This is a genomic window from Hyalangium sp. (genome assembly GCF_045802625.1).
Lineage (GTDB): Bacteria > Myxococcota > Myxococcia > Myxococcales > Myxococcaceae > Hyalangium.
In genome coordinates, this window is sequence record NZ_JBJMQP010000250.1 from 20,816 (window position 1) to 44,243 (window position 23,428).

The 23,428-nt window shown below is 70.3% G+C and carries 16 protein-coding genes and 1 pseudogene; 7 read left to right on the forward strand and 10 right to left on the reverse strand.

What is annotated here, in order from left to right; translation table 11 throughout:
• Window positions 1-3: 3 nt before the first annotated feature.
• Complete coding sequence (gene kdsB / locus ACJ8AT_RS38805) at window positions 4-756, reverse strand: 3-deoxy-manno-octulosonate cytidylyltransferase (RefSeq protein ID WP_407743035.1); 753 nt, start codon at window positions 754-756, stop codon at window positions 4-6.
• 105 nt (window positions 757-861) lie between these two features.
• Here kdsB and wecB point away from each other — a divergent pair, with 105 nt between their 5' ends.
• From wecB to ACJ8AT_RS38820, 3 genes are all read left to right on the forward strand, one after another.
• Window positions 862-1,989, forward strand: a complete 1,128-nt coding sequence (gene wecB / locus ACJ8AT_RS38810) for a non-hydrolyzing UDP-N-acetylglucosamine 2-epimerase (RefSeq protein ID WP_407743036.1) — start codon at window positions 862-864, stop codon at window positions 1,987-1,989.
• 135 nt (window positions 1,990-2,124) lie between these two features.
• On the forward strand, window positions 2,125-3,159 hold the full coding sequence (locus tag ACJ8AT_RS38815; protein WP_407743037.1) for an RluA family pseudouridine synthase: 1,035 nt from the start codon (window positions 2,125-2,127) through the stop codon (window positions 3,157-3,159).
• Window positions 3,160-3,258: 99 nt separating this feature from the next.
• A complete protein-coding gene (locus ACJ8AT_RS38820) occupies window positions 3,259-3,495 on the forward strand; it encodes a hypothetical protein (protein WP_407743038.1) in 237 nt (78 codons plus the stop codon).
• 80 nt (window positions 3,496-3,575) lie between these two features.
• Here the strand turns inward: ACJ8AT_RS38820 and ACJ8AT_RS38825 are convergent, their stop codons facing one another.
• From ACJ8AT_RS38825 to purF, 6 genes are all read right to left on the reverse strand, one after another.
• Window positions 3,576-6,713 (reverse strand): efflux RND transporter permease subunit, encoded by a 3,138-nt coding sequence (locus ACJ8AT_RS38825; RefSeq protein ID WP_407743039.1) that lies wholly within the window; start codon window positions 6,711-6,713, stop codon window positions 3,576-3,578.
• 18 nt (window positions 6,714-6,731) lie between these two features.
• Window positions 6,732-7,868, reverse strand: coding sequence for an efflux RND transporter periplasmic adaptor subunit (locus tag ACJ8AT_RS38830; RefSeq protein ID WP_407743040.1), 1,137 nt, complete (start codon window positions 7,866-7,868; stop codon window positions 6,732-6,734).
• Window positions 7,869-7,952: 84 nt separating this feature from the next.
• Entirely contained in the window at window positions 7,953-9,266 is a 1,314-nt protein-coding gene (locus ACJ8AT_RS38835; RefSeq protein ID WP_407743041.1) for a TolC family protein, read from the reverse strand.
• 138 nt (window positions 9,267-9,404) lie between these two features.
• Window positions 9,405-10,769 carry a sigma-54-dependent transcriptional regulator gene (locus ACJ8AT_RS38840; protein WP_407743042.1) on the reverse strand — a complete coding sequence of 455 codons (1,365 nt, stop codon included), beginning with the start codon at window positions 10,767-10,769 and terminating at the stop codon, window positions 9,405-9,407.
• Window positions 10,766-12,388, reverse strand: coding sequence for an ATP-binding protein (locus ACJ8AT_RS38845; RefSeq protein ID WP_407743043.1), 1,623 nt, complete (start codon window positions 12,386-12,388; stop codon window positions 10,766-10,768). The genes ACJ8AT_RS38840 and ACJ8AT_RS38845 overlap by 4 nt, the downstream gene beginning before the upstream one ends.
• A 21-nt stretch (window positions 12,389-12,409) precedes the next feature.
• Window positions 12,410-13,870 (reverse strand): amidophosphoribosyltransferase, encoded by a 1,461-nt coding sequence (gene purF / locus ACJ8AT_RS38850; protein ID WP_407743044.1) that lies wholly within the window; start codon window positions 13,868-13,870, stop codon window positions 12,410-12,412.
• 340 nt (window positions 13,871-14,210) lie between these two features.
• Between purF and ACJ8AT_RS38855 the strand changes: the two are divergent.
• From ACJ8AT_RS38855 to ACJ8AT_RS38870, 4 genes and pseudogenes are all read left to right on the forward strand, one after another.
• Window positions 14,211-15,449, forward strand: a pseudogene (locus ACJ8AT_RS38855) (hypothetical protein); the annotation flags it as partial.
• Window positions 15,450-16,837: 1,388 nt separating this feature from the next.
• Window positions 16,838-17,308, forward strand: coding sequence for an NUDIX hydrolase (locus ACJ8AT_RS38860; RefSeq protein WP_407743045.1), 471 nt, complete (start codon window positions 16,838-16,840; stop codon window positions 17,306-17,308).
• A 205-nt stretch (window positions 17,309-17,513) separates the two neighbouring features.
• A complete protein-coding gene (locus ACJ8AT_RS38865) occupies window positions 17,514-18,824 on the forward strand; it encodes a neutral/alkaline non-lysosomal ceramidase N-terminal domain-containing protein (protein WP_407743046.1) in 1,311 nt (436 codons plus the stop codon).
• 163 nt (window positions 18,825-18,987) lie between these two features.
• Window positions 18,988-19,587, forward strand: a complete 600-nt coding sequence (locus ACJ8AT_RS38870) for a hypothetical protein (protein ID WP_407743047.1) — start codon at window positions 18,988-18,990, stop codon at window positions 19,585-19,587.
• 24 nt (window positions 19,588-19,611) lie between these two features.
• Here ACJ8AT_RS38870 and yhbY read toward each other — a convergent pair whose 3' ends face one another.
• The 3 genes from yhbY to ACJ8AT_RS38885 form a co-directional block, all read right to left on the reverse strand.
• Window positions 19,612-19,902: a ribosome assembly RNA-binding protein YhbY gene (yhbY, locus tag ACJ8AT_RS38875; protein ID WP_407743048.1), complete on the reverse strand. Its 291-nt coding sequence runs from the start codon at window positions 19,900-19,902 to the stop codon at window positions 19,612-19,614.
• Between the two features lie 55 nt (window positions 19,903-19,957).
• Window positions 19,958-22,447 carry a DnaJ domain-containing protein gene (locus ACJ8AT_RS38880; protein ID WP_407743049.1) on the reverse strand — a complete coding sequence of 830 codons (2,490 nt, stop codon included), beginning with the start codon at window positions 22,445-22,447 and terminating at the stop codon, window positions 19,958-19,960.
• 77 nt (window positions 22,448-22,524) lie between these two features.
• Complete coding sequence (locus tag ACJ8AT_RS38885; protein ID WP_407743050.1) at window positions 22,525-23,337, reverse strand: hypothetical protein; 813 nt, start codon at window positions 23,335-23,337, stop codon at window positions 22,525-22,527.
• Between the last annotated feature and the right edge of the window lie 91 nt (window positions 23,338-23,428).

Sequence of the window (23,428 nt, forward strand, 5' to 3'; positions counted from 1 at the left end):
CGCTCAGGGCCGGTGTCCCCGCGAGCGCATGACGGCCTCCACCCGGGCCACGTCCCCGGGGACATCCACCGCCACCGTGCTCCAGTGGACCTGACCACAGCGGATGCGCAGGCCGTGCTCCAGCGCGCGGAGCTGCTCCAGCTTCTCCGCCTCCTCCAGTGGCGAGGGCGGCAGCGAGGCCAGCTTCAACAGCGTGTCGTGCCGGTAGCCATACAGGCCGATGTGCGCCCAGCGCTGCACGCTCTCCTCGTGTCCCGCTTCGCGGATGAAGGGCAGCGCGGCCCGGCTGAAGTAGAGCGCGTCTCCGTTCTGCGCCAGCACCGCCTTCACCACGTTGGGGTTGGGCACCTCGACCGCTTCGAGTGGCCGCACCAACGTCCCCATCCCCACCGATGGATCCGCGAACAGCCCCGCCAGCACCCTGAGCGCTTCCGGATCCAGCAGCGGCTCGTCGCCCTGGACGTTCACCCACACCTCCACGCCCGTGCGGCTGCGCGCCACCTCCGCCACGCGGTCCGTCCCGGTGGCGCACGCGGGGCTCGTCATCACCGCCGTGCCTCCAAAGCGTGCAACGGCGTCCCGGATGCGCTCGTCATCCGTGGCCACCAGCACCTCCTCAAAGGCCCCAGCCTCCTGACAGCGGCGCCAGACATGCTCCACCATGGGGGTGCCAGCGATGAGGGCGAGCGGCTTGCCAGGGAACCGGGTGCTGGCATGGCGGGCAGGGATGACGGCGACAGTCCGGGGAGAGGCCATGGCCCGCCCATCTATCAGATTCAGAACGCCCCGCCCGCGCTGGAGCGCCATCGACGTCGGCCCGACACTGGCCATCCAGCGGACAGTGCCTAGCTTCCCCGGGCCATGAAGAAGGTCCTCCATATCGTCGGCGCGCGTCCCAACTTCATGAAGGCCGCGCCCATCCACAAGGCCATCGCCGAGCGCGGCCGGCTCGTCCAGGTCCTCGTCCATACCGGCCAGCACTACGACGTGAAGATGAGTGACGTCTTCTTCACGGATCTGGGCATGGCCCCGCCGGATGTGTACCTGGGCATCGGCTCGGGCAGCCACGCGGAGCAGACCGCTCGCACCATGATCGAGCTGGAGAAGGTCTTCCTTCGCGAGAAGCCGGACCTCGTCTCCGTGGTGGGAGACGTCAACAGCACCCTGGCGGGCGCCCTGGTGGCGTCGAAGATGGGCATCCGCATCTCCCACGTGGAGGCGGGCCTGCGCAGCTTCGATCCCCGCATGCCGGAGGAGATCAACCGCATCGTCACCGATCGGCTCGCGGATCTGCTGCTGACGCCGTCGCCGGACGCGGACGCCAACCTGCTCAAGGAGGGCGTGGACCCAGCGCGCATCCACCTGGTGGGCAACGTGATGATCGACACGCTGCTGGCCTCCAAGGCCCAGGCCGAAAAGCTGCCCACGCTCTCCGAGCTGGGGCTCACGCCGGGCGCCTATGCGGTGTGCACGCTGCACCGCGCCTCCAACGTGGATGATCCCAAGGTCCTGGGCGGGCTGCTGTCCTCGCTCGCGCACGTCTCCACGCGCGTGCCCGTGGTCTTCCCGGTGCACCCGCGCACTCGCAAGATGCTGGCGGACCATGGGCTGAGCGGCATGCTGGAGCGCTCTCCGGGGCTGCGCCTCGTGGAGCCCATGGGCTACCTGGAGTTCCTCGCGCTCACCTCGCAGGCCCAGCTCATCCTCACCGACTCGGGCGGGTTGCAGGAGGAGTCCACCGCGCTGGGCGTGCCGTGCCTGACGCTGCGCGAGAACACCGAGCGTCCCATCACCGTGGAGCAGGGCACCAACCTCGTGGTCGGCACCGATCCGGTGCGCATCAGCGAGGAGGCGGACCGCGCCCTGGATGGCAATGGCAAGAAGGGCCGCGTGCCTGCCTTGTGGGACGGGCGCACCGCCGAGCGCATCGCCGAGCTGTATGAGCGCGTGCTGGGCGAGGGCTCGGGAGCATTGCGCGCGTCCGCGTGACGGAAGGGGCCCGGGAGCGCCGCGCTGGCGTGGCCCTGCCGGAGTGCCGAGGAGTCTCCTGCCTGGCTGGTGGGGCAGGAGGCTGTTGCACCTGCCCGGAGCTGCTCGCTCGTGCTAGGAGGCGGGGCTCCGGGCATGAGCGAGAAGACAGCTGACAGCCCCCCAGCGCTCCAGCCATCCGGTGAGGCGCCGGAGGGCTACATCGACATCGAGTACGTGGTGGAGCCCAACTACGCGGGGTGGCGCCTGGAGCGCTACCTCGGCGAGAAGATCCGCCGGCTGTCACACACGCGCATTCAGGGGATCATCCAGCGCGGGCTCCTCTGCGAGCAGCGCCTGAAGCCCTCCACCCTCGTGTACCCGGGGCTCACCTTCAGCCTCCGCCGCCGCGTCACCGACGAGCCCGAGACTCCCACCGAGCTGCCTGTGGTCTTCCAGGATGACTGGCTCCTGGTGCTCGACAAGCCCGCGGGGCTGCCCATCCACCCCACGGCGCGCTATCAGACCGGGACCCTTGTCTCGCTGCTACGCGAGCGCTTTGGTGAGAGCTTCGCCGAGCCGGCTCACCGCCTGGATCGCGAGACCAGCGGCCTGGTCGTCTGCGGGCGCACCACCGAGTCCTGCCGGGTGCTTGGCCGCCTCTTCCTCTCGCGCGATGTCCACAAGGAGTATCTCGCCATCTGCGAGGGACACCCTCCGCAGGACACCTTCGTCGTGGATGCGCCCATCGCCGAGGGGACGGAGTTGATCCGGATCGCCGTCCGCATCGATCCGGCGGAAGGCAAGGAGAGCCGCACCCGCTTCCAGGTGCTCCAGCGCTTCACTCGCGACGGCGAGCCCTTTGCCCTGCTGCGCTGCTACCCGGAGACGGGCCGCCAGCATCAGATCCGCATCCACCTGCACGAGGTGGGCTTTCCCCTCGTGGGAGACAAGATGTACGGGCCGGACCCGGGCTACTTCGACCGCTTCAGCAAGCACTGCCTGGAGCCCGAGGCGTGGGTGCGCCTGCGCCTGCCTCGCCACGCGCTGCACGCCGCGCACATCTCCTTTCCCCACCCGGGGACTCGGGAGCTCGTCACCTTCGACGCGCCGCTTCCAACGGATCTCATCGACTTCATCGCCGGCAAGCCGGTGGCGATGAGGCCCGGTTCTGCCGCCAGCGCGGCGTGATTATTCGCAATAGGGTTGCGTTAGAATGGGCGCCGCGATTTTCTCGCGAGCCCTGCGCTGATGCAGGTATTTCTGTCTACAACCCTCAAGGAGTCATTCATGCGTCGCAACCTTATGATTGCTGTTGTTGCCTTCTGCCTCGGAGCCTGCGCCACCCAGGCGTTCGCCGAGAAGCAGCCCCGGATGCACGATGCGCTCGCCTCGCTGAAGTCCGCCCTCGACTCGCTCGAGAAGGCCAGCGCGGACAAGGGCGGCCACCGCGTGAAGGCGATCGAGCACACGCGGCAGGCCATTGAAGAGGTGAAGGCCGGCATCGAGTTCGACAACGTCCATTGATAACTCCGCCAGCCAGGGGGGCAAGGATTCGAGGTGTCGGGAGTCCCTCGGAGGCCCCTGCCCACCCTGGCTGGCGAATCTCAGGTGCCGGTCTCGCTCGCCTTCTGGCTGGGCGGCACCACGCGCAGCGGACGCCCTGGGACCCGCTGGGCGACCTGCTCCATGCCCTGAAGGAAGAGCCGGTACATCACCGGCAGCAGCACCAGGGTGAGCGCGCACGCGGACAGCGTGCCCGCGACGATCACCACCGCCAGCGGCTTCTGCGTCTCCGAGCCGATGCCGTGGCTCAGGCACGCCGGCACCAGCCCCAGCGCCGCCAGCGAGGCCGTCATCAGCACCGGACGCAGCCGCTCCTTGCAGCCGTTGACGATGGCCTGATCGAGCGGCTCGCCAGCCTCCCGCCGCTCGGCGATGGCGGACATGACGAGCACGCCGTTGAGCGCCGCCTGGCCGATGAGCGCGATGAAGCCCACCGCCGCGGCCACCGACACCGGCATCCCCGCGAGGTAGAGGCCAAACACGCCCCCCATCAGCGCGAAGGGCACGTTGAGCAGCGTCACCACCGCCCGGCCAAACGAGTCGAATGCCTTGAAGAGCAGCAGCAGCGTGAGCACCAGCGCCACCGGCACCACGGTGGTCAGGCGTGCCATGGCGCGCTCCTTGTTCTCGAACTCGCCGCCCCACTCGATGGAGACGCCCGGAGGCAGGGGCGCTTCCTTCGCCACCCGCGACTGGGCCTCGGCCACGAACGAGCCCATGTCCCGGCCACGGATGTTCATGCGGATGCCGATGTAGCGCCGGCCGTTCTCGCGGTTGATGGAGGCTCGGCCGAGGCCCGTCTCCACGTGCGCCAGCGACTCCAGCGGCACCGTCACGCCTCCCTCCACGGGCACCTGCATCCGGGAGATCTTCTCCATGTCATCGCGCGTGGACAGCGGCAGCCGCATCACCACGTCGAAGCGGCGCTCGCCCTCCCAGAACTCGGAGACGGGCCGGCCGCCCACCGCCGTTTGGAAGACGTGCTGGAAGTCTCCCAGCGACATGCCGTAGCGGGCCAGCGCCACCCGGTCCGGCGTCACCTTGATGTCCGGCACCTCGCCGCTCTTCACGATGCCCAGGTCCGCCACACCCTCCACCTTGGCGATGACGTTCTTGGTCTTCTCCGCCTGGTCCTGAAGCACCTTCAGGTCTTCGCCATAGAGCTTCACCGCGACCTGGCCGAACTGGCCGCTGATGTTCTCGTTGACGTTGTCCCGGATGGGCTGGCTGAAGTTCACCTCGAGCCCGGGCACCTCATCGATGCGCTTCTGCAAGTCATCGATGACGCCCGCCAGGTCCGGGGTGCGCTTGGGCCACTCCTCGGGCGGCTTGAGCTTGACGAAGAACTCCAGGTTGTTGGTGAGCGTGGCGTCCGTGCCGTCCTCGGGGCGGCCGAGCTGGCTGAGCACGGCCTCCACGGCTGGGCCCTGGCGGATGAGCTGCGTCAGGCGCGGCACCAGCTTGCGGCCCTCGGAGAGCGAGACGTTCGAGGGCAGGGTGAAGGTGAGGTACAGGCCGCCCTCGTTGAGCTCCGGGAGGAACTCGCTGCCCATGCGCGGCAGCATCCACCCGGCCAGCCCCAGCCCCGCACACGCCAGGATCAGCACCAGCGCGGGGTGCTTGAGGCAGAAGCGCAGGGTGGGGCTGTAGGCGCGCTCGGCCAGCTTGAGGACGGGGGACTCCTTGTGGTGCACGGGCTTGCGATAGACGAAGGAGGCCAGCACCGGGATGAGCGTCACCGAGAAGATGAGCGCTCCGACCAGGGCGCTCACCACCGTGTTCGCCATGGGGGCGAAGATGCGGCCCTCCACGCGCTGGAGCATGAAGATGGGCAGGTAGGCGGCGATGATGATGAGCAGCGCGAACACCGTGGGCCGCACCACCGCCTTGGTCGCCAGGGCGATGCGCTCCATGGGCGACTCCGCTTTTCTCCGCTCGTCCGACAGCCGCGCGAGGATGCTCTCGATGATGACGACGCCTCCGTCGACGATGACGCCGAAGTCCACCGCGCCCATGGACAGCAGGTTGGCCGACATGCCGCGCAGCTTCAGGTAGATGAACGAGGTGAGCAGGGAGAGGGGAATCAGCACGGCCACCACCAGCGCCGCGCGCAGATCGAGCAGAAACACGAAGAGCACCAACGTCACGAGGATGGCTCCCTCCAGCAGGTTGTGCCCCACCGTGTGCAGCGTGGTGTTCACCAGGTTCGTGCGGTCATAGAATGGATCCACCTTGGCGCCGTCCGGCTCCAGGCGGGCGTTGATGTTGTCGATGGCGGTACGCACCCGAGAGAGCACCACGGAGGGGTTCTCCCCGCGGCGCATGAGGACGATGCCCTCCACCACGTCGTTGTTCATCTCGCGGCTGACCACGCCCTGGCGCGGAGCCCAGCCCTCGGCCACCTCCGCCACGTCCTTGATGAAGACGGGCGTGCCCTGGTGGGTGGCCACGCGCACGTTCTTGATGTCCTCCATCGAGTGGAAGAGGCCCTCGCTGCGGATGACGAACTGCTCGCTGCCGCGCTCGAGCGTGCCGCCGCTGGCGTTGAGCGAGCCCTCCTTCAGCGCCTGCTCCAGGTCCGCCAGCGTCAGCCCATACGAGGCCAGCCTCGCGGGATTCGGCTGGACGTGGATCTCCTTGAGCAGGCCGCCGTAGCTGACCACGTCCGCCACGCCATCCACGCGCAGGAGGCTCGGCTGCACCACCCAGTCCTGCAGGGTGCGCAGCTTCATCGGATCGCCCTTCGCTCCCGTGAGCGTGTAGCGGTAGATCTCTCCGATGGGCGTGGCCAGGGGCCCCAGCTCGGGCGTGATGCCCTCGGGCAGCTCCGCGTCTCGCAGCCGCTCCAACACCTGCTGACGGGCGAAGAGCGCGTCCACGCCGTCATTGAAGGTGAGGGTGACGTAGGACAGACCAAACAGGGACAGGTTGCGCAGCCGGCCGAGGCCCGGCGTGCCGTTGAGGGCGCGCTCCAGCGGCAGGCCGATCTGGCGCTCCACTTCCTCCGAGGGCTGGCCCGGGTACAGCGTGATGACGTTGACCTGCGTGTCCGTCGGATCCGGGAAGGCCTCGACGGTGAGATCCTTGAAGGAGAAGTAACCCCAGATGGCGGCCAGCAGGGTGAGGAACACCACCGCCGCGCGGTTCTGCAGGCTGAACTGGACGATTTTCTCGAACATGGCTGTCTCGCGCCTGGCTCAGTTCGCCAGCTCGATCTGGTTTTCGAGCAGCAACGCGCCATGGGCGACGAAGTGCTCCCCGGCGTTCAGGCCGCCGTGCAGCTCCACCTGTCCATCCCGCTGCCGGCCCGGCACCACCGCCACGCGCTCCAGGCGTGAGGGCTCGCGGGCCACGAAGACCACCGAGCGGGCCCCATCCGTCACCACCGCCGCGGCAGGCACCCGCACCCGCTTGATTCCGGCCGGAGGCTCCGGCGTCACCTCCGCGAAGGCGTTGGGGTGCAGCACGCGATCGGCGTTGGCGACCCGGACGCGCACCTCGACGGTGCGCCGCTGCGGATCCACCACCTCGGAGATGCGCTCGACCTTGCCGGTGCGCACCGCGCCGCCGTTCTGGGTGTGCACGGAGACGGACTGGCCCTCGCGTAGGTCCGCCGCGTCCGCTTCCTGCATGTCGGCGATGACGAGCACCTCGTCCAGATCCGAGATGCGCAGCAGGGGCTTGTCGTGTTCCGGCGTCACCTCCTGGCTGGCCACCACGTCCAGGTCCACCACGGTGCCGGGGCGAGGCGCGGTGACCCAGTAGAGGTTGCTGCCCTCGCTGGCGACCTTGAGGCTGGCCTGCTTGGCGCGGGCGGCTTCCAGGGCCAGCTCCGCCTGGCGCTGCTCGGTCTGCGCTGCCAGCAGATCCTTCTCGGGCGCGGCGTTCAGCGCGACCAACTCCTTGAGGCGCTCGGCGGTGCGCTGCTTCTCGGTCAGCTCGGCCTCGGCGCCGTGCAGCTCGCGGTCCAGGTCCGCGAAGGCGGCCGAGCGCACGGAGAAGAGCCGATCCCCTGCCTTCACGCGGTCGCCCAGGCGCACGCGCATCTGCTCGACGCGGCCGGCCAGGGGTGCGCCGACGGAGGCGGTGCGAGTCTCATCGAAGTCCACTCGTCCCGGAGCGGGCAGGGGCGCGATGGCGGGAGCCTCCTGGGCCACGGCCAGCTCCACGTAGTGCCACTGGGGAGCGCCATCGGGGATGCGCACGGACTCACCGTCTACCGTGACGGTCGGGTGCGAGAGCCCCTGCTCCGCGGGGGCCGAGGGGGACAGGGCCAGCAAGGCCAGCGCGGCGACGACGCATCCGCCCCCAGTGAAGGCGAGCCATATGGGCACGCGACGCGAGGAGGGAGCCGCGGGAGCAACAAGTGGAGTCTCAGAGGAGGAAGGGGTCATGGTGTGTTCTCCGGAAAGGTGGGGTCAGAGGGCGTCGCGCAGCGCGGGAGGAGCGTCAGGGCCGGCAGCGCGAGCGCGGTCCAGTTCCAAGGTCAGGTGGAAGGCGGTGAGGTCCAGGTCGGCGGCGTGCAGCAGCAGCTCGCTGTAGCTGCGCCGAGCCAGGATGAGATCCTGCAGGGAGGCTCCGCCCGCGCGCACGGCGGCATCCAGGCGCTTCACCACGTTCTCGGCCAGAGGGAGCGTCTGAGCTCTCAGGCGCGTGCGCCGCTCCTGCACGGCCTGGAGCTGGGCGGTGAGGGTGGCGACATCGCGCTGAGCCTGAGCGTGCAGCAGCTCCCGGGTCTGCCGGGCCGACTCCAGCGAGGCGCTCGCGGCAGCCGCATCGGCCTGTCCGTGGTCGAAGAAGGTGAGCGGAACGGACAGGCCGACGAAGAAGGAGTCCTTCTGGTTGCCGGCGGTGACGAACTGATCCCGCACGTAGCCGAGGCGCACCGTGGGGTCCGGCAGCCAGCGGCGGCGAGCCAGGGTGAGAGAGGCTTGAGCGCTCTGCTCCTGGGCCTGGAGCGAGCGCAGGTCCGGCCGGGCCTCGAGATTGGAGGCAGAGGCGGCAGGAGCGCGGGACAGGCGCGAGGAGAGGAAGGCCGCGGCGGAGTCCCGTGAGCCAAAGGGCTCGCAGGGCAGGCCCGCGGTGCGAGTGCAGGCCAGCAGCGTATCGGACAGGTGAGCCCGCTCCTCGCCCAGCGAGGTCTGCAGCTGCTCCTCCTCCAGCAGGGCGCGGTCTACGTCGAGGCCGGCGGAGTCTCCATGCTGCTGGCGGGCGCGCTGAAGCTCGCTGAGCTTCGCGGCATCCGCGGCGAGGGCCTCCAACTGGGACAGGCGCACCTCGGAGGTGGCGACCTCGGCGGCTCGGTCCAGCACGTCATAGGTGCGGGCCCGCAGCGAGGCGAGCGTGTCCAGCGCGGTGGCGGAGAGCGAGGCGCGAGCCGCGTCCTGGCGAGGCCCACGCTTGCCCAGCTCCACCAGCTCGGAGAGGCCGATGTTGTAGTTGGGGACTTCCTTGAGGCGATCCAGGCCCGGAGGGTTGGTGGGGCCAATGGGGAGGGTGTTCCAGGAGAGGTCGGCCTCGGGGTTGGGCAGCAGGTGAGAGCGGGTGAGGTCCGCCTGTGCCGAGGCCATGCGAGAGCGGGCCGCCGCGAAGTCAGGCGAGTGCTCCCAGAGCAGCGCGGCCAGGTGCTCCTCGTCCGGCAGGGAGGCCAGGGGAAGAGAAGAGGGAGCCTCGGCCCACGCGGCAGTGGCGCCGAGGAGGACGATGCAGGCAAGCAGCGATGGAGGTCGCACGAAGAAGAGACTCCCGGAGGGTTGACCGGAGTCCCTATGGCAAGCCTCGTGCCGACCGTCGGATCAGCAATTTCGACGGGTTACGCCTCGCGCGGGGTTCAAAATCCTTGCAGTCAGCGGGGGCACTGCAAGCGGCTTTCACTCCTCCTCGGAGGTGCCGATGCGCTTGAGGAAGGTGGGGTAGGACAGGCCCAGCGCCTTGGCTGCATCCATTCGCCTGCCGCCCATGCGCTCGAGCACCCAGCGCGCATAGGCCCGCTCCAGCTCCTCCATGGGCAGGGGCTCTCCGTCCATCACGAAGGCTCCGGAACCGGGCGCCGCGGGAGGAGCGCTGGACTCTGTGCGGCCCCCCAGCACCTCCAGCTCCAGCTCCGGCCCCGGTTCGAGCACGAGCGCTCGCTCCAGGATGTTGCGCAGCTCTCGCACGTTGCCCGGGAAGCGATAGTGGGACAGGCGCGTGCGGGCCTTGGCTCCCAGCTGCACCTCCTTGCGGCCCAGCTCCCGGCTCAGCTCGGCCAGCAGCCCATCGGCCAGCGGGAGGATGTCCTCGCGCCGGTTGCGCAGCGGCGGCACGTCGATGCGGAACACGCTCAGCCGGAACCAGAGATCCTCGCGGAAGGTGCCCTCGCGCATCTGCGCCTCGAGATCCCTGTTGGTGGCGGCGACGATGCGCGCCTGGCTCGTCTGCTCCGAGGTGCCCCCCAGCCGCCGGAAGCGCCCCGAGTCCAGGAAGGTGAGCAGCTTGGCCTGCAGCCCCAGGGGCAGCTCGCCCACCTCATCCAGGAAGAGCGTGCCGCCCTGGGCCACCTCCACCAACCCCCGGCGCGTGGCGCGAGCGTCCGTGAAGGCGCCGCGCTCGTGGCCGAACAGCTCGCTCTCCACCGTCTGCTCCGGCAGCGCCGCGCAGTTGATGTGGACGAAGGGCGCGCCCTCTCCCTTCGAGGAGAGCGAGTGCAGGTGCCGGGCGAGCTGCTCCTTGCCCACGCCCGTCTCTCCCAGCAGCAGCACCGGGCTGCGCGGCGAGCCGGCGATGCGCTCCAGCATGGCGAGCACCCGCTTCATGGACTCGGACACCGGCGGCACCAGGCGGCGCCGTCCGGACAGCTCGGCCTCGGCCGTGTCCAGGCGATCCTTCAACCGGCCCGCGTCCACCGCCCGCCGCGCGCGCAGCACCAGGTCCGCCAGCTCCACCGGCTTGGCGATGTAGTCCGCCGCCCCCGCGCGCACCGCGTCCACCGCGCTGGCGATGTCCCCGTGCGCCGTCACCATCACCACCGCCGCGCCGGGCGCCTGGGCCTTCACCTCCTGGAGGAAGGACAGCCCGTCCCCATCCGGCAGCCGGCGATCCAGCACCACCAGCTCCGGGGTGCCCTTGGCGAGCGCCCCCCGGGCCTCGTGCAGCGAGCGCGCCAGGGTGACGGTGAAGCCCTCGCGCTGCAGGCCCGCCGCGGCGATGGAGGAGAAGGCGCGATCGTCATCCACGAAGAGGGCCGAGAGGCTCATGGGTTCGGCTCCTGCAAAGGCAAGCGTATCCGGAAGCGGCTGCCGCCGAGGATGCGCTCGAAGGTGAGACTCCCGCCCTGCTGCTCCACCGCCTGCTGCGTCATCGCCAGCCCCAGGCCAATGCCCTTGGGCTTGGAGGTGACGAAGGGCTCGAAGAGGCGCCCCTCCAGCTCCACCGGCGGCCCGCCCGCGTTGTCCTCCACGTCCACCACCGCCGCGCCCGCCTCCTGGCGCACCTGGACGCGGACCGTGGGCGTGCTCAGCTTGCCCAGATCCTTGGCCGCCACCGTGGCCTCCATGGCGTTGCGCACCAGGTTGTCCAGCGCCGTGGTGAGCAGCAGCGGATCACACGAGAGCGGCAGGCGCTCCGGCGTCTCCACCTCCACCTGGACCTCCTCCGCCTCCGGCAGCGTGCGCAGCGCCTCCACCACCTCGCGCGCCAGCTGGGTGAGATCCGCGGGGGTGCGCTGGGGCATGGGGGGACGGCCGAAGTGCAGCAGCGAGGTGGCCAGGTGCGCCAGCCGGTCGATCTGTCCAGACAGGGTGCGCACCACCAGCCCCTGCTCGCTCTGGCCGGACAGCAGGCCCGTGGCCGCCTTCAGCCCGTTGAGCGAGTTCTTCACCTCGTGGGCGATGAGGCTCGCCGCGCCGCCGAGCGCCGCCATCTTCTCCTGCTGCGCGGTGCGCTCCTCCATCGCCAGGAACAGGGCGTAGACCCGCCGCCAGTGGAAGCCGAAGAGCACCAGCGTGCCGACCTGCAGCAGGGCGATGACGAACAGCTGCATCAGCACCCGCGCGTGGATGCCCGCGAGGAAGGGGCTCTCGTCCGCCGCGAGCACCAGCACCAGCTCCGTGCCCGGCACCGGCGTGGCCGAGGCGTACACCTCGCGGCCCGCGAGCGTCACCGGCATGCTGCTCTCGGCGAGCATCTCTCGCAGGGTGCGGGCGAAGCTGGGGTTGCTGGCCCAGCGCGGCGGAGACTCCGGGAGGAAGACATCCCCCGCGCGGTTGAGCACGAGCAGCTCCAGGTTCTCGCCCACGGGCCGGCCGCCGGGCAGGCCCTCGGCGGCGTCGAGCAGCCCCGCCAGCACTCCCACCAGCCGCCCCTGGCGCTCCACCGGCACGGCGACGACGAAGCTGGAGGAGCCCGGCGCCAGCGAGTCCACGATGGGCGCCCGCTGCGCGAGCACCTGCTGGAACCAGGGCCGGTTCCGGAAGGACTCGCTGGAGGCCTGGCGCGGCGGATCGCTCCAGCGCACCTGCCCCGCGTCGTCCAACAGCATGGCACCGGTGTGGAACAGCCCCTGCGGCGTGGTGAGGTCCGACATGTCCTCGGCGGCCAGGGCCTCCACCTCGAGGCGGGGCCCGAGATCCTTCGTCACCCGCCGCAGCTCCGTGGCCAGGGACTGGAGGTGCAGGCCGAGCGCATCCGCGTAGACTTGCGCCTCGTGCGCGACGCGGTGCGCGTGCCAGGCGCGCACCTCGGCCACGTCACTGCGGTAGGAGAGCAGCGGCCCCGTCACCGCGACGAGCCCCAGGAAGAGGAGCCCCCCGAGCACGGAGCGGGCGAATTGCCGCTCCGCGTGGATGAACTCAGGCCGGGAGGAGGAGGGGGACATACCGGCAGGGCAGAGGACGCCTCACGCGCTGGCTTGCTTGGGGGGGAGCACCGTGGGGCCGGTGGCCACCGCGGACTCGGCGACCGCCGCCTCGGAGGTGTGCTGGGCCTTGGCGCTCTGGGCCTTGGCCTCCGGGCTCACCTCGCCGGCCAGGTACTTGCCCGAGAAGCACGCCGTGCAGAAGGTGCTGCGCTCGGGGTCTCCCAGCGCCTTGCCCAGCCCCTCCAGCGAGAGGTAGCCCAGCGTGTCCGCCGTCACGTAGCGGGCGATCTCCTCGGTGGTGTGGTTGGAGGCGATCAGCTCCTGCCGGCTCGGCGTGTCGATGCCGTAGTAGCAGGGCCAGCTCGTCGGCGGCGACGAGATGCGCAGGTGCACCTCCACCGCGCCCGCCGCCTTCAGCATCTTGACGATCTTCCGGCTGGTGGTGCCGCGCACGATGGAGTCATCCACCACCACCACGCGCTTGCCCTTGAGCACCTGCCGCACCGCGGACAGCTTCAGCTTCACGCCGAAGTGACGGATGGACTGCTGCGGCTCGATGAAGGTGCGCCCCACGTAGTGGCTGCGGATGAGCCCCACGTCATACGGGATGCCGCTCACCTGCGAGAAGCCGATGGCGGACGGAACGCCCGAGTCCGGCACGGCGATGACCAGGTCCGCTCCCGGCGCGGGCTGCTCGCGCGCCAGCTGCCGGCCCAGCTCCTTGCGGGCCTCGTACACGCTGGTGCCGAACAGCACCGAGTCCGGCTTGGCGAAGTACACGTGCTCGAAGATGCAGCGGCCCAGCCGCGTGGGCGCGAAGGGCTGCAGGGTGCGCAGGCCCTGCGCGTCGATGACCACCATCTCGCCGGCCTCGAGCTCGCGGATGTACTCGGCCTCGATCAGATCGAGCGCCGTGGTCTCGCTGGCCAGCACGTAGCTGTTGCGCAGCCGCCCCAGCACCAGGGGCCGGAAGCCGTAGGGGTCCCTCACCGCGACCAGCTGGTTCTTGGTGAGGAACAGCAGGCTATAGGCGCCCTGCACCTTGCTCAGGGCCTCGATGACCTTCTTCTCGAAGGTGGGCTGCCGCGAGCGGGCGATGAGGTGGATGACGACCTCGGTGTCCGAGTCCGACTGGAAGATGGCCCCGTCCGACTCGAGCGAGGCGCGCAGCTCCCGGGCGTTCACCAGGTTGCCGTTGTGGGCGACGGCCAGGTGGCCGCCCGCGTACTCGACGGACAGCGGCTGGGCGTTCTTGAGCTGGCTGACGCCGGCCGTGGAGTAGCGCACATGGCCGATCGCCGAGCTGCCTGGCAGCTTCTCGAGCGTGGGCGCGGTGAAGATGTCGGCCACCAGGCCCATGGCCCGGAAGGCGCGCAGCTGGTTGCCGTCCGAGGCGACGATGCCGGCGGACTCCTGCCCGCGGTGCTGCAGCGCGTGCAGCCCCAGGTAGGTCAGATTGGAAGCCTCAGAGTGGCCAGTGATTCCGAAGATGCCGCACATGGTGGCGCCTTATCCCCTTTTCAAGCGCACAGCGGAACAGGAACCCGTGTCTAACTGCTTGGTATTCCACCCACCACTGAGGTGGCTCCGTGTGGGCAGGGGCTCGTCCCCAGAGGGCAGGCGGGTAGGGGAGGGGCCATGCCCGAACGTTCGGTCATGCTCCCCAGGAGGAGCCCGGGACAGGCTGCCCTGTTGGAGGAGGCGGGTACTGTGGCCGCGAGTGCTCGAGCCTTGAGCCTGGACAGGAGCGTCCATGGAGCGGAGCCGCCGTGGCGTGCTGTGGCTGCTGTGGCTGTGGCCGGTGCTGGCCGGGGCCAGCAATCCCTCCGCTGACAGGAGCATGGCGCCTGCCCTCGCCCCGGTTATGCCGGAAGGGCAGTGGCACTCGCTGGCGCGGCTGGAGGTGACGACGCTGGGGCTGCTGCCGAGCGCGGGGCCGGGGGAGGGGTACGCGCAAGTGGAGCCTACGTTGGTGGTGGACGGTGGGGCCGGGTTCGGGCTCAACCTGGGAGCGCCCGTGCGGCTGCGGCTGTGGGGGGCACAGGCGGGGCGCGAGCCGGTGCGGCACCAGGACTGGGACAGCCTCTCGGATTGGGGGCAACTGGTGCGCGGGCTCAAGCTGGGTTCGGACAGCGCGCCCGTGGCCGCGTGGCTGGGCGGACTGGAGGAGTACAGCCTGCTGTCCGGACATTTGGTGCGGCGTTACTCCAACCGGCTCAACCCGGACTACCACCCAGCTGGGGGTTTTCTCACCGGCACCTGGGGGCCGCTGTACCTGGAGGGCTTCTCCTCGGATGTGCTGGGCGCACGGCTGATGGGAGCCGAAGCGGCGCTGGACGTAGAGCACCTGCTGTTCAGCCAACCCTCGGAGCGCGGGCGCTACACGCTGGCACTGTCAGCGGTGAGGGACTGGGGCCGAGCGGAGGCAGCGGCGCCCTCGGTGACACTGGCGCACGTGGATGGCACGGCGGTGGTGGTGGCGCTGCCGGGAGTGGAGGCCCAGGTGCTGGCGGGCTGGGGAGGACGGCCCGGCCAGGGCGGCGCGTGGGGAGCGGTGGCCGGAGTGGGCGCGGATGCGGTGACGGCCACGCTGGAGATGAGGTTGAGGCTGGAGGTGCGAAGGCAGCACGGCGGCTTCCGCCAAGGGTTCTTCGGCCCGGACTATGAGCTGGCACGCTTTCGGGCCGCGGGCTCGTCGGGGCTGCCGCTGGCCGAGGAGCGCTTTCCAAAGGGCTTCTCCCTCTATGGCGAAGCAGTTGTGGGCTGGGATGGAGTGCGCTACGGCGGGCAGCAGCGGCACCTGAAGCTGTCGCTGGGCGCCGAGGCCTTCAGCTGGGGCCGGCTGGACGTGGATGGGCGGGTGGCGGTGCAACTGCTGCACCGCGACCTGGAGGTGGCGGTGAAGGGGCTGGGAGTGGGCCTGGGGCAGCCCGGGGCGCGTTACCTGGGGGCAGCTGAGGTACGCTGGCGCTTCCTGGGAGGACGGCTGTACGCGCTGGGCACGGCGGGCACGCTGCTGTCTCCTCAAGCAGATGGGACGCTGCGCCCGGGAGCGCTGGTGTCCCTGGGGCTGGGGCTGGCGCCACGGCCGGAGCAGGAGCGTCCCCGCACCCTGGCCGCCCTTCCATCCTCCGGGCCGCAAGCCGAGGCGCCCCAGCGGTTGCACCGCCGCCGGGAGCAGCGGGAGGAGGTGACGGCGGCGGCCCCTGCGAGCGCGGCGGGAGCCTCGCAGGGCTCGGGCCCCACGCTGACCCGTGAAACGGTCCTCCAGGCCCTGGAGGAAGTATCGGGCTCCACGGCGGGTATCGCGGGCGCGCTGCCCAGGCTCGCGGGACTGAGAAGCCGGGCCAACGGTGTCTTCAACCGCTCCGTGGAGTATGGCGGCCAGCAACTGCCATGGATTCACGGCGCGCTGGAGGGCGCCACCACGCTGGCCGACGCGGCGCGGGAGGTCGAGGATCCGGACCTGAAGCTTGCGCTGCTGCGGCTGAGCGGCCCCCGGGTGGAGGCGGCCCTGTTCGGCACCACGCTGCTGGCCGCGTGGGTGGATTACCTCTCGCTGGCGGACGCGGTGCTGCACCAGTGCCCCTTCTACGGCGCCGAGACGCTGTTCATGGACGTGGAGCGCGTGCGCCAGCGCATCGAGCCCACGATGACGGCGCTGGCCTCGCTGGAGCCCGGGCAGGTGGAGGCGGCGGCCACGCGGATGCCCGAGCTGATGGGCCAGCTCACCGGCGAGTTCCAGGCCCTTCAGGAGCGAGCGCGCACGGCCAACGAGCGCGGCGGAAAGACGCTGGCGGCCGCTCAGCTCATCGAGATGATCACCATGATGTCGGCGATGAAGCTGTCGCTGCCCCGGCTGCCGCCGAGCGCACCCGCGCTGGTGGGAGCGGAGCTGGTGATGGGCTCCGGCGGTGTCATGGTGGGCTCGCAGGTGGTGGTCAGTGCCGAGTGGGTGGAGATGATGCGCCGGCTGGTGCAGGCCGGAGTGCTCTCGGTGCCAGCGGTGAGCGCGGCCATCCGCATCCACGCCGGCCAGGTGTTCATGGCGCAGGCGAACCCGGAGCTGCCGCAGGGAGTGCGAGACGCGCTGGGCGATGGGCCCGAGGTGGACGCGATGCGCGAGACGGGCAAGGCGGGGGCGGGCATGGCCGAGCGGCCCCGGCACCACGTGATGCCGGATGAGTCCCGCGAGTGGTTCGAGAAGCACGGCTTCACTGGAGCCATGGACATCGACCAGTTCTGCGTCGAGCTGGAAGAGGCCGACCATCAGGCCATTCACGGTGGTGGCGACTGGCGCCTGGGCCGCAAATGGCCTGGCGAATGGAACCGGATGATCATGAAGACGCTACGTGACGCCGAGACCGAAGCTGGCCGGATGTTGACGCGGAACGAGATCCTGAACATCGTCGCGGAGAATATGAAGGACTATAAAATCCCGCTGAACTTCGTTTCCGGGAGACAGCGATGAGCGAAGGAGGTGCCTGGCGGGGGAATATCAAGGCACGCTTGTATGAGCGGGTCCGCGAGCGCGGTTACGATTCGCTCACCGCCTTCGCCGAGGCGCGGCCTGCCGTCCCGCTGTACGTGCTGGCCGATGAGCTGGGCAAGGACGACGTCGCTGCGGTACAGGTGTTAAGTGGATTGCTCGCCGAGGCAGAGCAGCGCAAGCAGGTTACGCGCTTTGTGCGCGATGTCCTCGTGCGCATGCTGTCTCAGAGCCTCCCTGACGGCTGGCCGACGGTGATGGACGACGACAACCGCTTCAAGGTCGCCAAGGCGCTCGGCCGCTGGTCCGCCTACACTCCCGAGACGCATCAGTCGCGAGCCGAGCAAGTCCGGGCAGCGCTTCGAGCCAATCCACCTCCGGCCGGTTGGCGCCCGCTCGGCCCTGATGACGAGTTGCTGCGCACGCTCCTGCCGGATGATGAGGTCTGATCAGCTAGGCTTTAGAACTCACGAAGGCTTGGGGTTTCCCCCTGGGGCGGGTGGAGATGGAGGGACATGACCGAACGTTCGGGCATGGCCGGAGCCGCTGGGCACCTTGACAGCGCTCGCGGGGCCCCATGGCGAGCATCCAGGCGGATCGACCGAGGACGACAACCCCCCGAGCACCGGCGTGAACAGCTAGGCTGGCCCTCTTATGGCGACGCGACGCCGCTACCTGCGCTCCTTGCTCCCCTTTGCGCTCCTGACCGCGGGCGCGGCGTATGCCCTCGCCTCGTGGAACTGGTGCGGACGCTGGGATGAGAGCGCCCCGGTGCTCCGAGGCCAGGTGAAGGCCGAAGGCCCGCTCCGCGCGGGCGCCGCGAAGGTGGACCTCGTGCCTCCCTTCCCCATCATCGTCGCCGGCTATCCACCCCCTCGCGCCCAGGCCTCGCAGGCGAACCCGCCGCTCCATGCCCGCGCCGTCGTCCTTCAGGCAGGAGCGGCCCGCGTGGGCCTCGTGTCCCTGGAGATGATGTCGGTGACGGCTCCCATGGTGGAGCAGATCCGCTCGCAGGCCTCGGACCTGGGGCTCAACGGCATCCTCGTGTTCGCCACGCACACGCACTCCTCCTTCGGAGGCTATGATCCGCGGGTGGTGGCCCAGCTCGTGGGCACCGGGCGCTACCGCGAGGACTCCGTGAGCGCCGCCGTCTCCGCGGCCAACCAGGCGCTCCACCAGGCCACCGCCACGCTCTCCGATGTGACGCTGGAGGTGGGCCAGTCCCGTGAGCCCGCCTTCGTCTTCTCTCGCTCGGGCGGAGAGGCTCCGGACGGGGCGCTCACCCGCGCCGTCCTCCGAGGCGCCACGGGCCCCGTCGCCGAGCTGCTCATCTTCGCCGCGCACCCCGCGCTGGTGCCGAGGCAGCGTGAGTACGTGGATCCCGACTACCCCGGCCGCCTCAGCGAGCTGCGCGAGGCCCAGGGTGGCGTGGTGCTCATGCTCCAGGGCGCGGTGGGCAACGCCTCTGTCTCCTTCAACGAGGGCCAGGGCGTGGAGCGTGCCGCGGCCTTCGCGCAGGCGCTCTCTGGGCTGGCGGACAAGGCCGCTCCCGTGGCCACGGCGGCCCCGGCACGGCTGGCGCTGGCTCGCGCGGAGGTGGCGCTGCCTCGGCCGGATGCCTCGCGGCTGGTGCCCTCGGTGACGCGAGCCGCCGGAGACAACTTCCTGTGCAGCTCCGCCGCGCGCACCGCGGAGGTGGATGCGCTGGTGCTCGGGCCGCTGGAGCTGCTCACCCTCCCGGGCGAGCCCACCGTGGGCGCGGGGCAGGTGCTGACACGGCGCACGGGCGCCACGCGGGTGCTCGGCCTGTCCGGGGACTACCTGGGCTACGTGGAGACTCCCGAGCTCGTCGCCCAGTCCGCCGGCGAGTCCAAGCGCCAGTACTACGGCCCCAAGCTGCTCGAGGACCTGGGCGCCGCGGCCCAGCTCGCCGCCGAGACCGCCGGGTTCAGCCGCGAGCCTTGAGCAGGGACTCTGCGCATAAAAGAGCAGTGTCACCACAATGCGCGGCTACCCCTTTGGAGGGGAGCGTCCATCCCACCTGTTCGGGGAAGGCTGGAAGTGCTGCAATAGAAAGAAAGAGCTGAAAGCAATCGCTGCGACGACGCCTTTTCAGGGGGAGGCATCCATGCGCACGGGCGTCCCAATCCATTCAGGCATCGAGGTCACGGGCCGAGTCATTCCCGCGGCGCTCGAGGCCTTTGGCGAATTCACGGTGCTGGCCGGGCAGATGCTGATGGCCAACGGAGTCGGCCGGGCCGACAGGAACGGCTTCGTCCAGGTCGACACGGATGGCTGGTATCCGCTCGATGGGTACCTGAAGACGTGCAGGGAGATCGAGCAACAGCTGGGCTCGGGGCTCATCCGCAAGCTGGGCCTGACCCATGCGCGCTATTCCCTGTCCCCGCCCACCTTCGTGGACATCACCACCTCGATGCAGGGCATGGACGTGAGCTACCACATGAACCACCGCCAGCATGGGCGCATCATGTTCGACGGCATCACGGGCGTCATGCTGGAGGGGATTGGCCACTACCACTGCCAGCACGTGGTGGGACAGCGGCGGATCCTCATGCGCTGCGACGATCCGTACCCCTGCGCGTTCGACCATGCCCTCATCGAGGCGAGGGCCCGGCGCTTCGCGCCCGGCGCGCTGGTGGAGCACGACACCCCCAGCACGTGCCGGAAGAAGGGCTCCACGACGTGCAGCTACATCATCACCTGGTAGGGGCGCGGCGCGGGGCGCGGGCGCTCAGAGGTCCTCGAACTCCGAGTCCTCCTCGCGCTTCTTGAAGAGCAGCGCGGTGCGGCCCAGCAGCTGGACCAGCTCCGCGCCGGTGCCTTGCGCCATCTTCTCGGCGGCCTCGTGGCGGTCCTCGGGGCCCTCGTTGATCTTCACCTTGATGAGCTCGTGGTCCTGGAGCGCCTGCGTCACCGCGCTCAGGACGCCCTCGGTCACTCCGGACTGGCCGGTGATGACGATGGGCTCCATGTGGTGACCCTTGGCGCGCAGGGCGCGGCGTTGCTTCCCGGTAAGCGGCACAGCTCCTCCTCAGAAGTGGTGGGGCGCCTCCCGGCGGCCCATGGGAGGGCGCACCCTACTTCTTCTGGGCCGCCATGCGGATCTCCCGCAGCGCGTCGATGTGATCTGGCTGAAGCTCCACGGTCCGCTTGAAGTGCTTCTGGGCGCCGGAGAGGTCTCCCAGCGTCTTGGCGATGACACCCAGGAAGTAGTGGGCGGGGGCGCAGCGATCGTTCTTCTTGATGGCGCCCTGGATTTCGCGGAACGACTCGGCCATGGCGGCCTTCTTGTCCGTGGCGGCGCAGAAGCGGGCGTAGCCGCGCCAGGCCTGGAACTCGGGCTCGGCCGGGTTGAGCTTGATGGCCTCGTCGAAGATGGAGACGGCCTCGGCGTACTTGCGCGCCTTCACGAAGACCATGCCCTTCTTGAAGCGCTCCTCCGACTGGAGGATGGCCACCACGTCCACCTCTTCCTTGCCCGAGTCTCCCGCCTTGAGCTGCTCGAGGTAGTCCTTGCGGCTCTTGTCGTCCGTGAGCGTCCGGTAGGCGTCTCCGATGTAGCCGAAGATCTCGGCCTTGAGCTTCTCCAGCTCGGGCGGCGCGCCGGGCGGCAGCGTGTCCGGGTGGTACAGCTTGGCCAGCTTGAAGTAGGCGACCTTCACCGCGCTGGCGTCCGCCTGGTCCGTGAGGCTCAGCCGCTCGAAGTGGTTCTGCCCCTTCATCGTCGCGGCGGTCTGCCGGAGCGCGGGGAGATCCTCCGCGCCGGAGCCGCTCGCGGGGGTGGCTGCCGCCGCGGGAGCGCCTGCCTGCGGTGCGGCCGGTGCCGAGGGCTTCGCGGGCGCGCCAGGCGCTGGAGCCGCGGCCGGTGCCGAGGGCTTGATGACGGGAGCGGCGGGCTTGGGCGCGGCGGCGGCAGCCGGAGGCGGGTTGGGCGCAGCCGGCTTGGGGGCAGCGGCGGCAGGTGGATTGGGAGCGGCGGGCCTGGGCGCGGCGGCGGGCGCACTCGCCTGAGGCGGCTGGGGTGCAGCGGGCTTGGGCGCTGCCGCCTTCGGCTCGGGGGCGCGTTGGGAGACGGCCGCGAATGACACGGCGTCGAGCTCCTTCAAGAGGAACGCGAGCCGCATGAGGTACTCACTGTCCTGGGCGAAGTCGGTGAGCAGCTGCGCCAGGGAGCGCGCGCCATCGACGAAGGTGAGCATGCGCACTTCGTGAGGCGTGAGGCGCAGGTCGCTCGTGGCGACGACGCCCTCGGACTTCATGATGGGCAGGGTCAGCACCGGCTGCAGGCGCCGCTTGAGGTCCACGGCCGGGAGGCGGCGGATCTGATCGCTCAGCACGGCCCACTTGTTGCCGAGCGGCATCGCCTTCGCCGCCGGCAGCTCCTTGGGCTCGTAGGTGAAGGTGCCGGACTCGGCGCGCAGGCCCTTGTGGAGGATGGAGAGCGCGCGCTGCGAGAGATGATTGAAGGCGGTGGCCGGCTGCAGCAACCCCAGGCCGAACAGGGCCGCGAGCAGTTCTCCACCGAAGCGTCCGCGAGCCCCCTCGGCCTGCTGGAGCTGCTCGGGGGTGAGCAGCTTCGCCTGGGTGAGCATCGGGCCGAGGGCATCCTCGGGATGCGACGAGTCGACGAACTCAGGGCTGCCCTTGCGGAAGTGGAGCTGGATGGAGCGGTCGGCCAGGGAGAGGGTGAGCAATCCCGTGAGGCTGCCCGCGGCGATGCGGCCATAGAGGGCGACGGGGGAGAGCTGATCGAGCGAGCCCTGCGCGGGAGGCACCGGAGGTGAGGCCGTCGCGGTGAAGATGCCCGAGGGAGTCATCACCGGCTGAGCACCCTGCGTGGCCGCGGCGGCAGGGGCTGGCGGTGCGATCGGAGCCGCCCCAGCAGGAGCCGCCGCGGGCGGAGGACGAGGCCCGGCGCTGGCGGGAGCAACAGGGCGGAAGCTCCCCGAGGGATTCCCGGGCCCGGCGACGGGAGGAGCCGCGGGACGAGCCCCTGGGCCCGCCACGGGAGCACCGGGCTGGGCCCCGGCACTGGGCCCCGGTCTGGGCCCAGCGGCCTGGGCGGGAGCGCCGGGGGGCGCCATGGGCGCGGGGCCTCGGGGCACGGCGCCCGGGCCCACCGCGGGGATACCGGTCTGTGACATGGCGCCTGGACCCGGCCTGGGCGCGGAGGACTGGGCCATGGCTCCAGGGCCGGGCCGGGGCGCGGCGGCTTGGGAGATGGCGCCCGGACCCGCCATGGGCGCCGCACCCGCCGCCGACGGAGCCGAGCCCGCGGGCGGCACGGGAGCGCGCTGCCCCATCATCTCCGGGGGCAGCTCGGCCTTGGCCACCTGGACGGTCTCGCCCGGGGCAATCACGTCTCCCCACAGCTCGCGCGGGAAGGCATCCCGGAGGTGCGGGAAGCGGCCCGGGAAGGCGAAATGGAGCCCGTCCTCGGACACCTGCACCCGCCCCTGGATGACGCCGTTATCGATGAGCAGCTCGATGGTCGTCAGGGTCAGCGGGCCCCAGAGGGTGCCCTTGTCGTTGCGGACGAAGTATTGCCGGACTTCTCCCTCCGCCATGTGCGGTCTCGCTCCTTAGAGGTTGAACCCTAGCGCCACCCGCGAGCCGAACCAAGCAAGCGGGCGGGTACTCCGGGTCAGGGCCTGGCCCCTTCAATCGCCGCCAGCCCGAGCAGGGCCAGACACGAGGACTCTGCCTGAAGCGTACTCGGCGGATCGAAGCAGCGCACCTCACTGTCGAAGGCCTTGCAGAAGCCCTGGGGCGTCGAGGCGCAGGCCACCCGCCCGTAGGACGAGGCGCACCCATAGCCGCACACGGGCTGGCCCTCACTGCTCTTGCACTGGGGCGCGGGCAGGGAGCGCCCGAAGGCGCAGATGGCCTCGGGGGAGGGATCGAAGCAGGTGACGCGGCCGCTCTCGGCCTTGCACACGCCGAAGGGCGTGGCCGCGCACTTCAGCCCCTCGGAGCCGCTGGTGCAGTGGTAGCCGCACGCGAACTCCGTGCCCTGGGTGCGGCACTCGAGCTTGGGGGTCTCCCGGCCGTAGATGGCGAACACCGAGGCGGGCGGATCAAAGCACTCCACCGCGTTGCCTCGGCCTCGGCAGATCCCCGCCGGGGTGCTCGCGCACTTCAGCTTCCCGAAGTACATGGTGCAGGAGTAGCCGCACGCCACCTCGCCTTCGCCGGCCTTGCACTCGGGCTCCGGCAGCGAGCCGCCATAGGCCCGGATGACGTAGGCGGGCGGATCAAAGCACACCACCTGGCCGTCCAGCACCTGGCAGCGGCCCTGGGGCGTCTTGGCGCACCGCACCCGCAGGCCATCCGACTTGCAGGCGTAGCCGCAGGCGATCTGCCCGTCGATGGAGCGGCAGTTGGGCGCCGAGGGATCCGTGGCTCCCGGCGCCTGCGACAACAGCACGAGCATCAAGGGAACGAGCGAAGCGGACACGAGCACCTCGAGGGCGAGCAGCCCCCGGATTGACGCTCAGGTTTCGCTCGGGCGCAAGCAAGCGGACGGCGGGCGTGGTAGTGGGAGCGCC

What these genes read in the sequence shown, in the direction of transcription:
- ACJ8AT_RS38865 (WP_407743046.1), top strand. Translation starts at nt 17,514, where the DNA reads ATGGCGACGCGACGCCGCTACCTGCGCTCCTTGCTCCCCTTTGCGCTC.
- ACJ8AT_RS38860 (WP_407743045.1), top strand. Translation starts at nt 16,838, where the DNA reads ATGAGCGAAGGAGGTGCCTGGCGGGGGAATATCAAGGCACGCTTGTAT.
- kdsB (WP_407743035.1), bottom strand. Translation starts at nt 756, where the DNA reads ATGGCCTCTCCCCGGACTGTCGCCGTCATCCCTGCCCGCCATGCCAGC.
- ACJ8AT_RS38820 (WP_407743038.1), top strand. Translation starts at nt 3,259, where the DNA reads ATGCGTCGCAACCTTATGATTGCTGTTGTTGCCTTCTGCCTCGGAGCC.
- ACJ8AT_RS38870 (WP_407743047.1), top strand. Translation starts at nt 18,988, where the DNA reads ATGCGCACGGGCGTCCCAATCCATTCAGGCATCGAGGTCACGGGCCGA.
- purF (WP_407743044.1), bottom strand. Translation starts at nt 13,870, where the DNA reads ATGTGCGGCATCTTCGGAATCACTGGCCACTCTGAGGCTTCCAATCTG.
- ACJ8AT_RS38825 (WP_407743039.1), bottom strand. Translation starts at nt 6,713, where the DNA reads ATGTTCGAGAAAATCGTCCAGTTCAGCCTGCAGAACCGCGCGGCGGTG.
- wecB (WP_407743036.1), top strand. Translation starts at nt 862, where the DNA reads ATGAAGAAGGTCCTCCATATCGTCGGCGCGCGTCCCAACTTCATGAAG.
- ACJ8AT_RS38880 (WP_407743049.1), bottom strand. Translation starts at nt 22,447, where the DNA reads ATGGCGGAGGGAGAAGTCCGGCAATACTTCGTCCGCAACGACAAGGGC.
- ACJ8AT_RS38840 (WP_407743042.1), bottom strand. Translation starts at nt 10,769, where the DNA reads ATGAGCCTCTCGGCCCTCTTCGTGGATGACGATCGCGCCTTCTCCTCC.
- ACJ8AT_RS38815 (WP_407743037.1), top strand. Translation starts at nt 2,125, where the DNA reads ATGAGCGAGAAGACAGCTGACAGCCCCCCAGCGCTCCAGCCATCCGGT.
- ACJ8AT_RS38845 (WP_407743043.1), bottom strand. Translation starts at nt 12,388, where the DNA reads ATGTCCCCCTCCTCCTCCCGGCCTGAGTTCATCCACGCGGAGCGGCAA.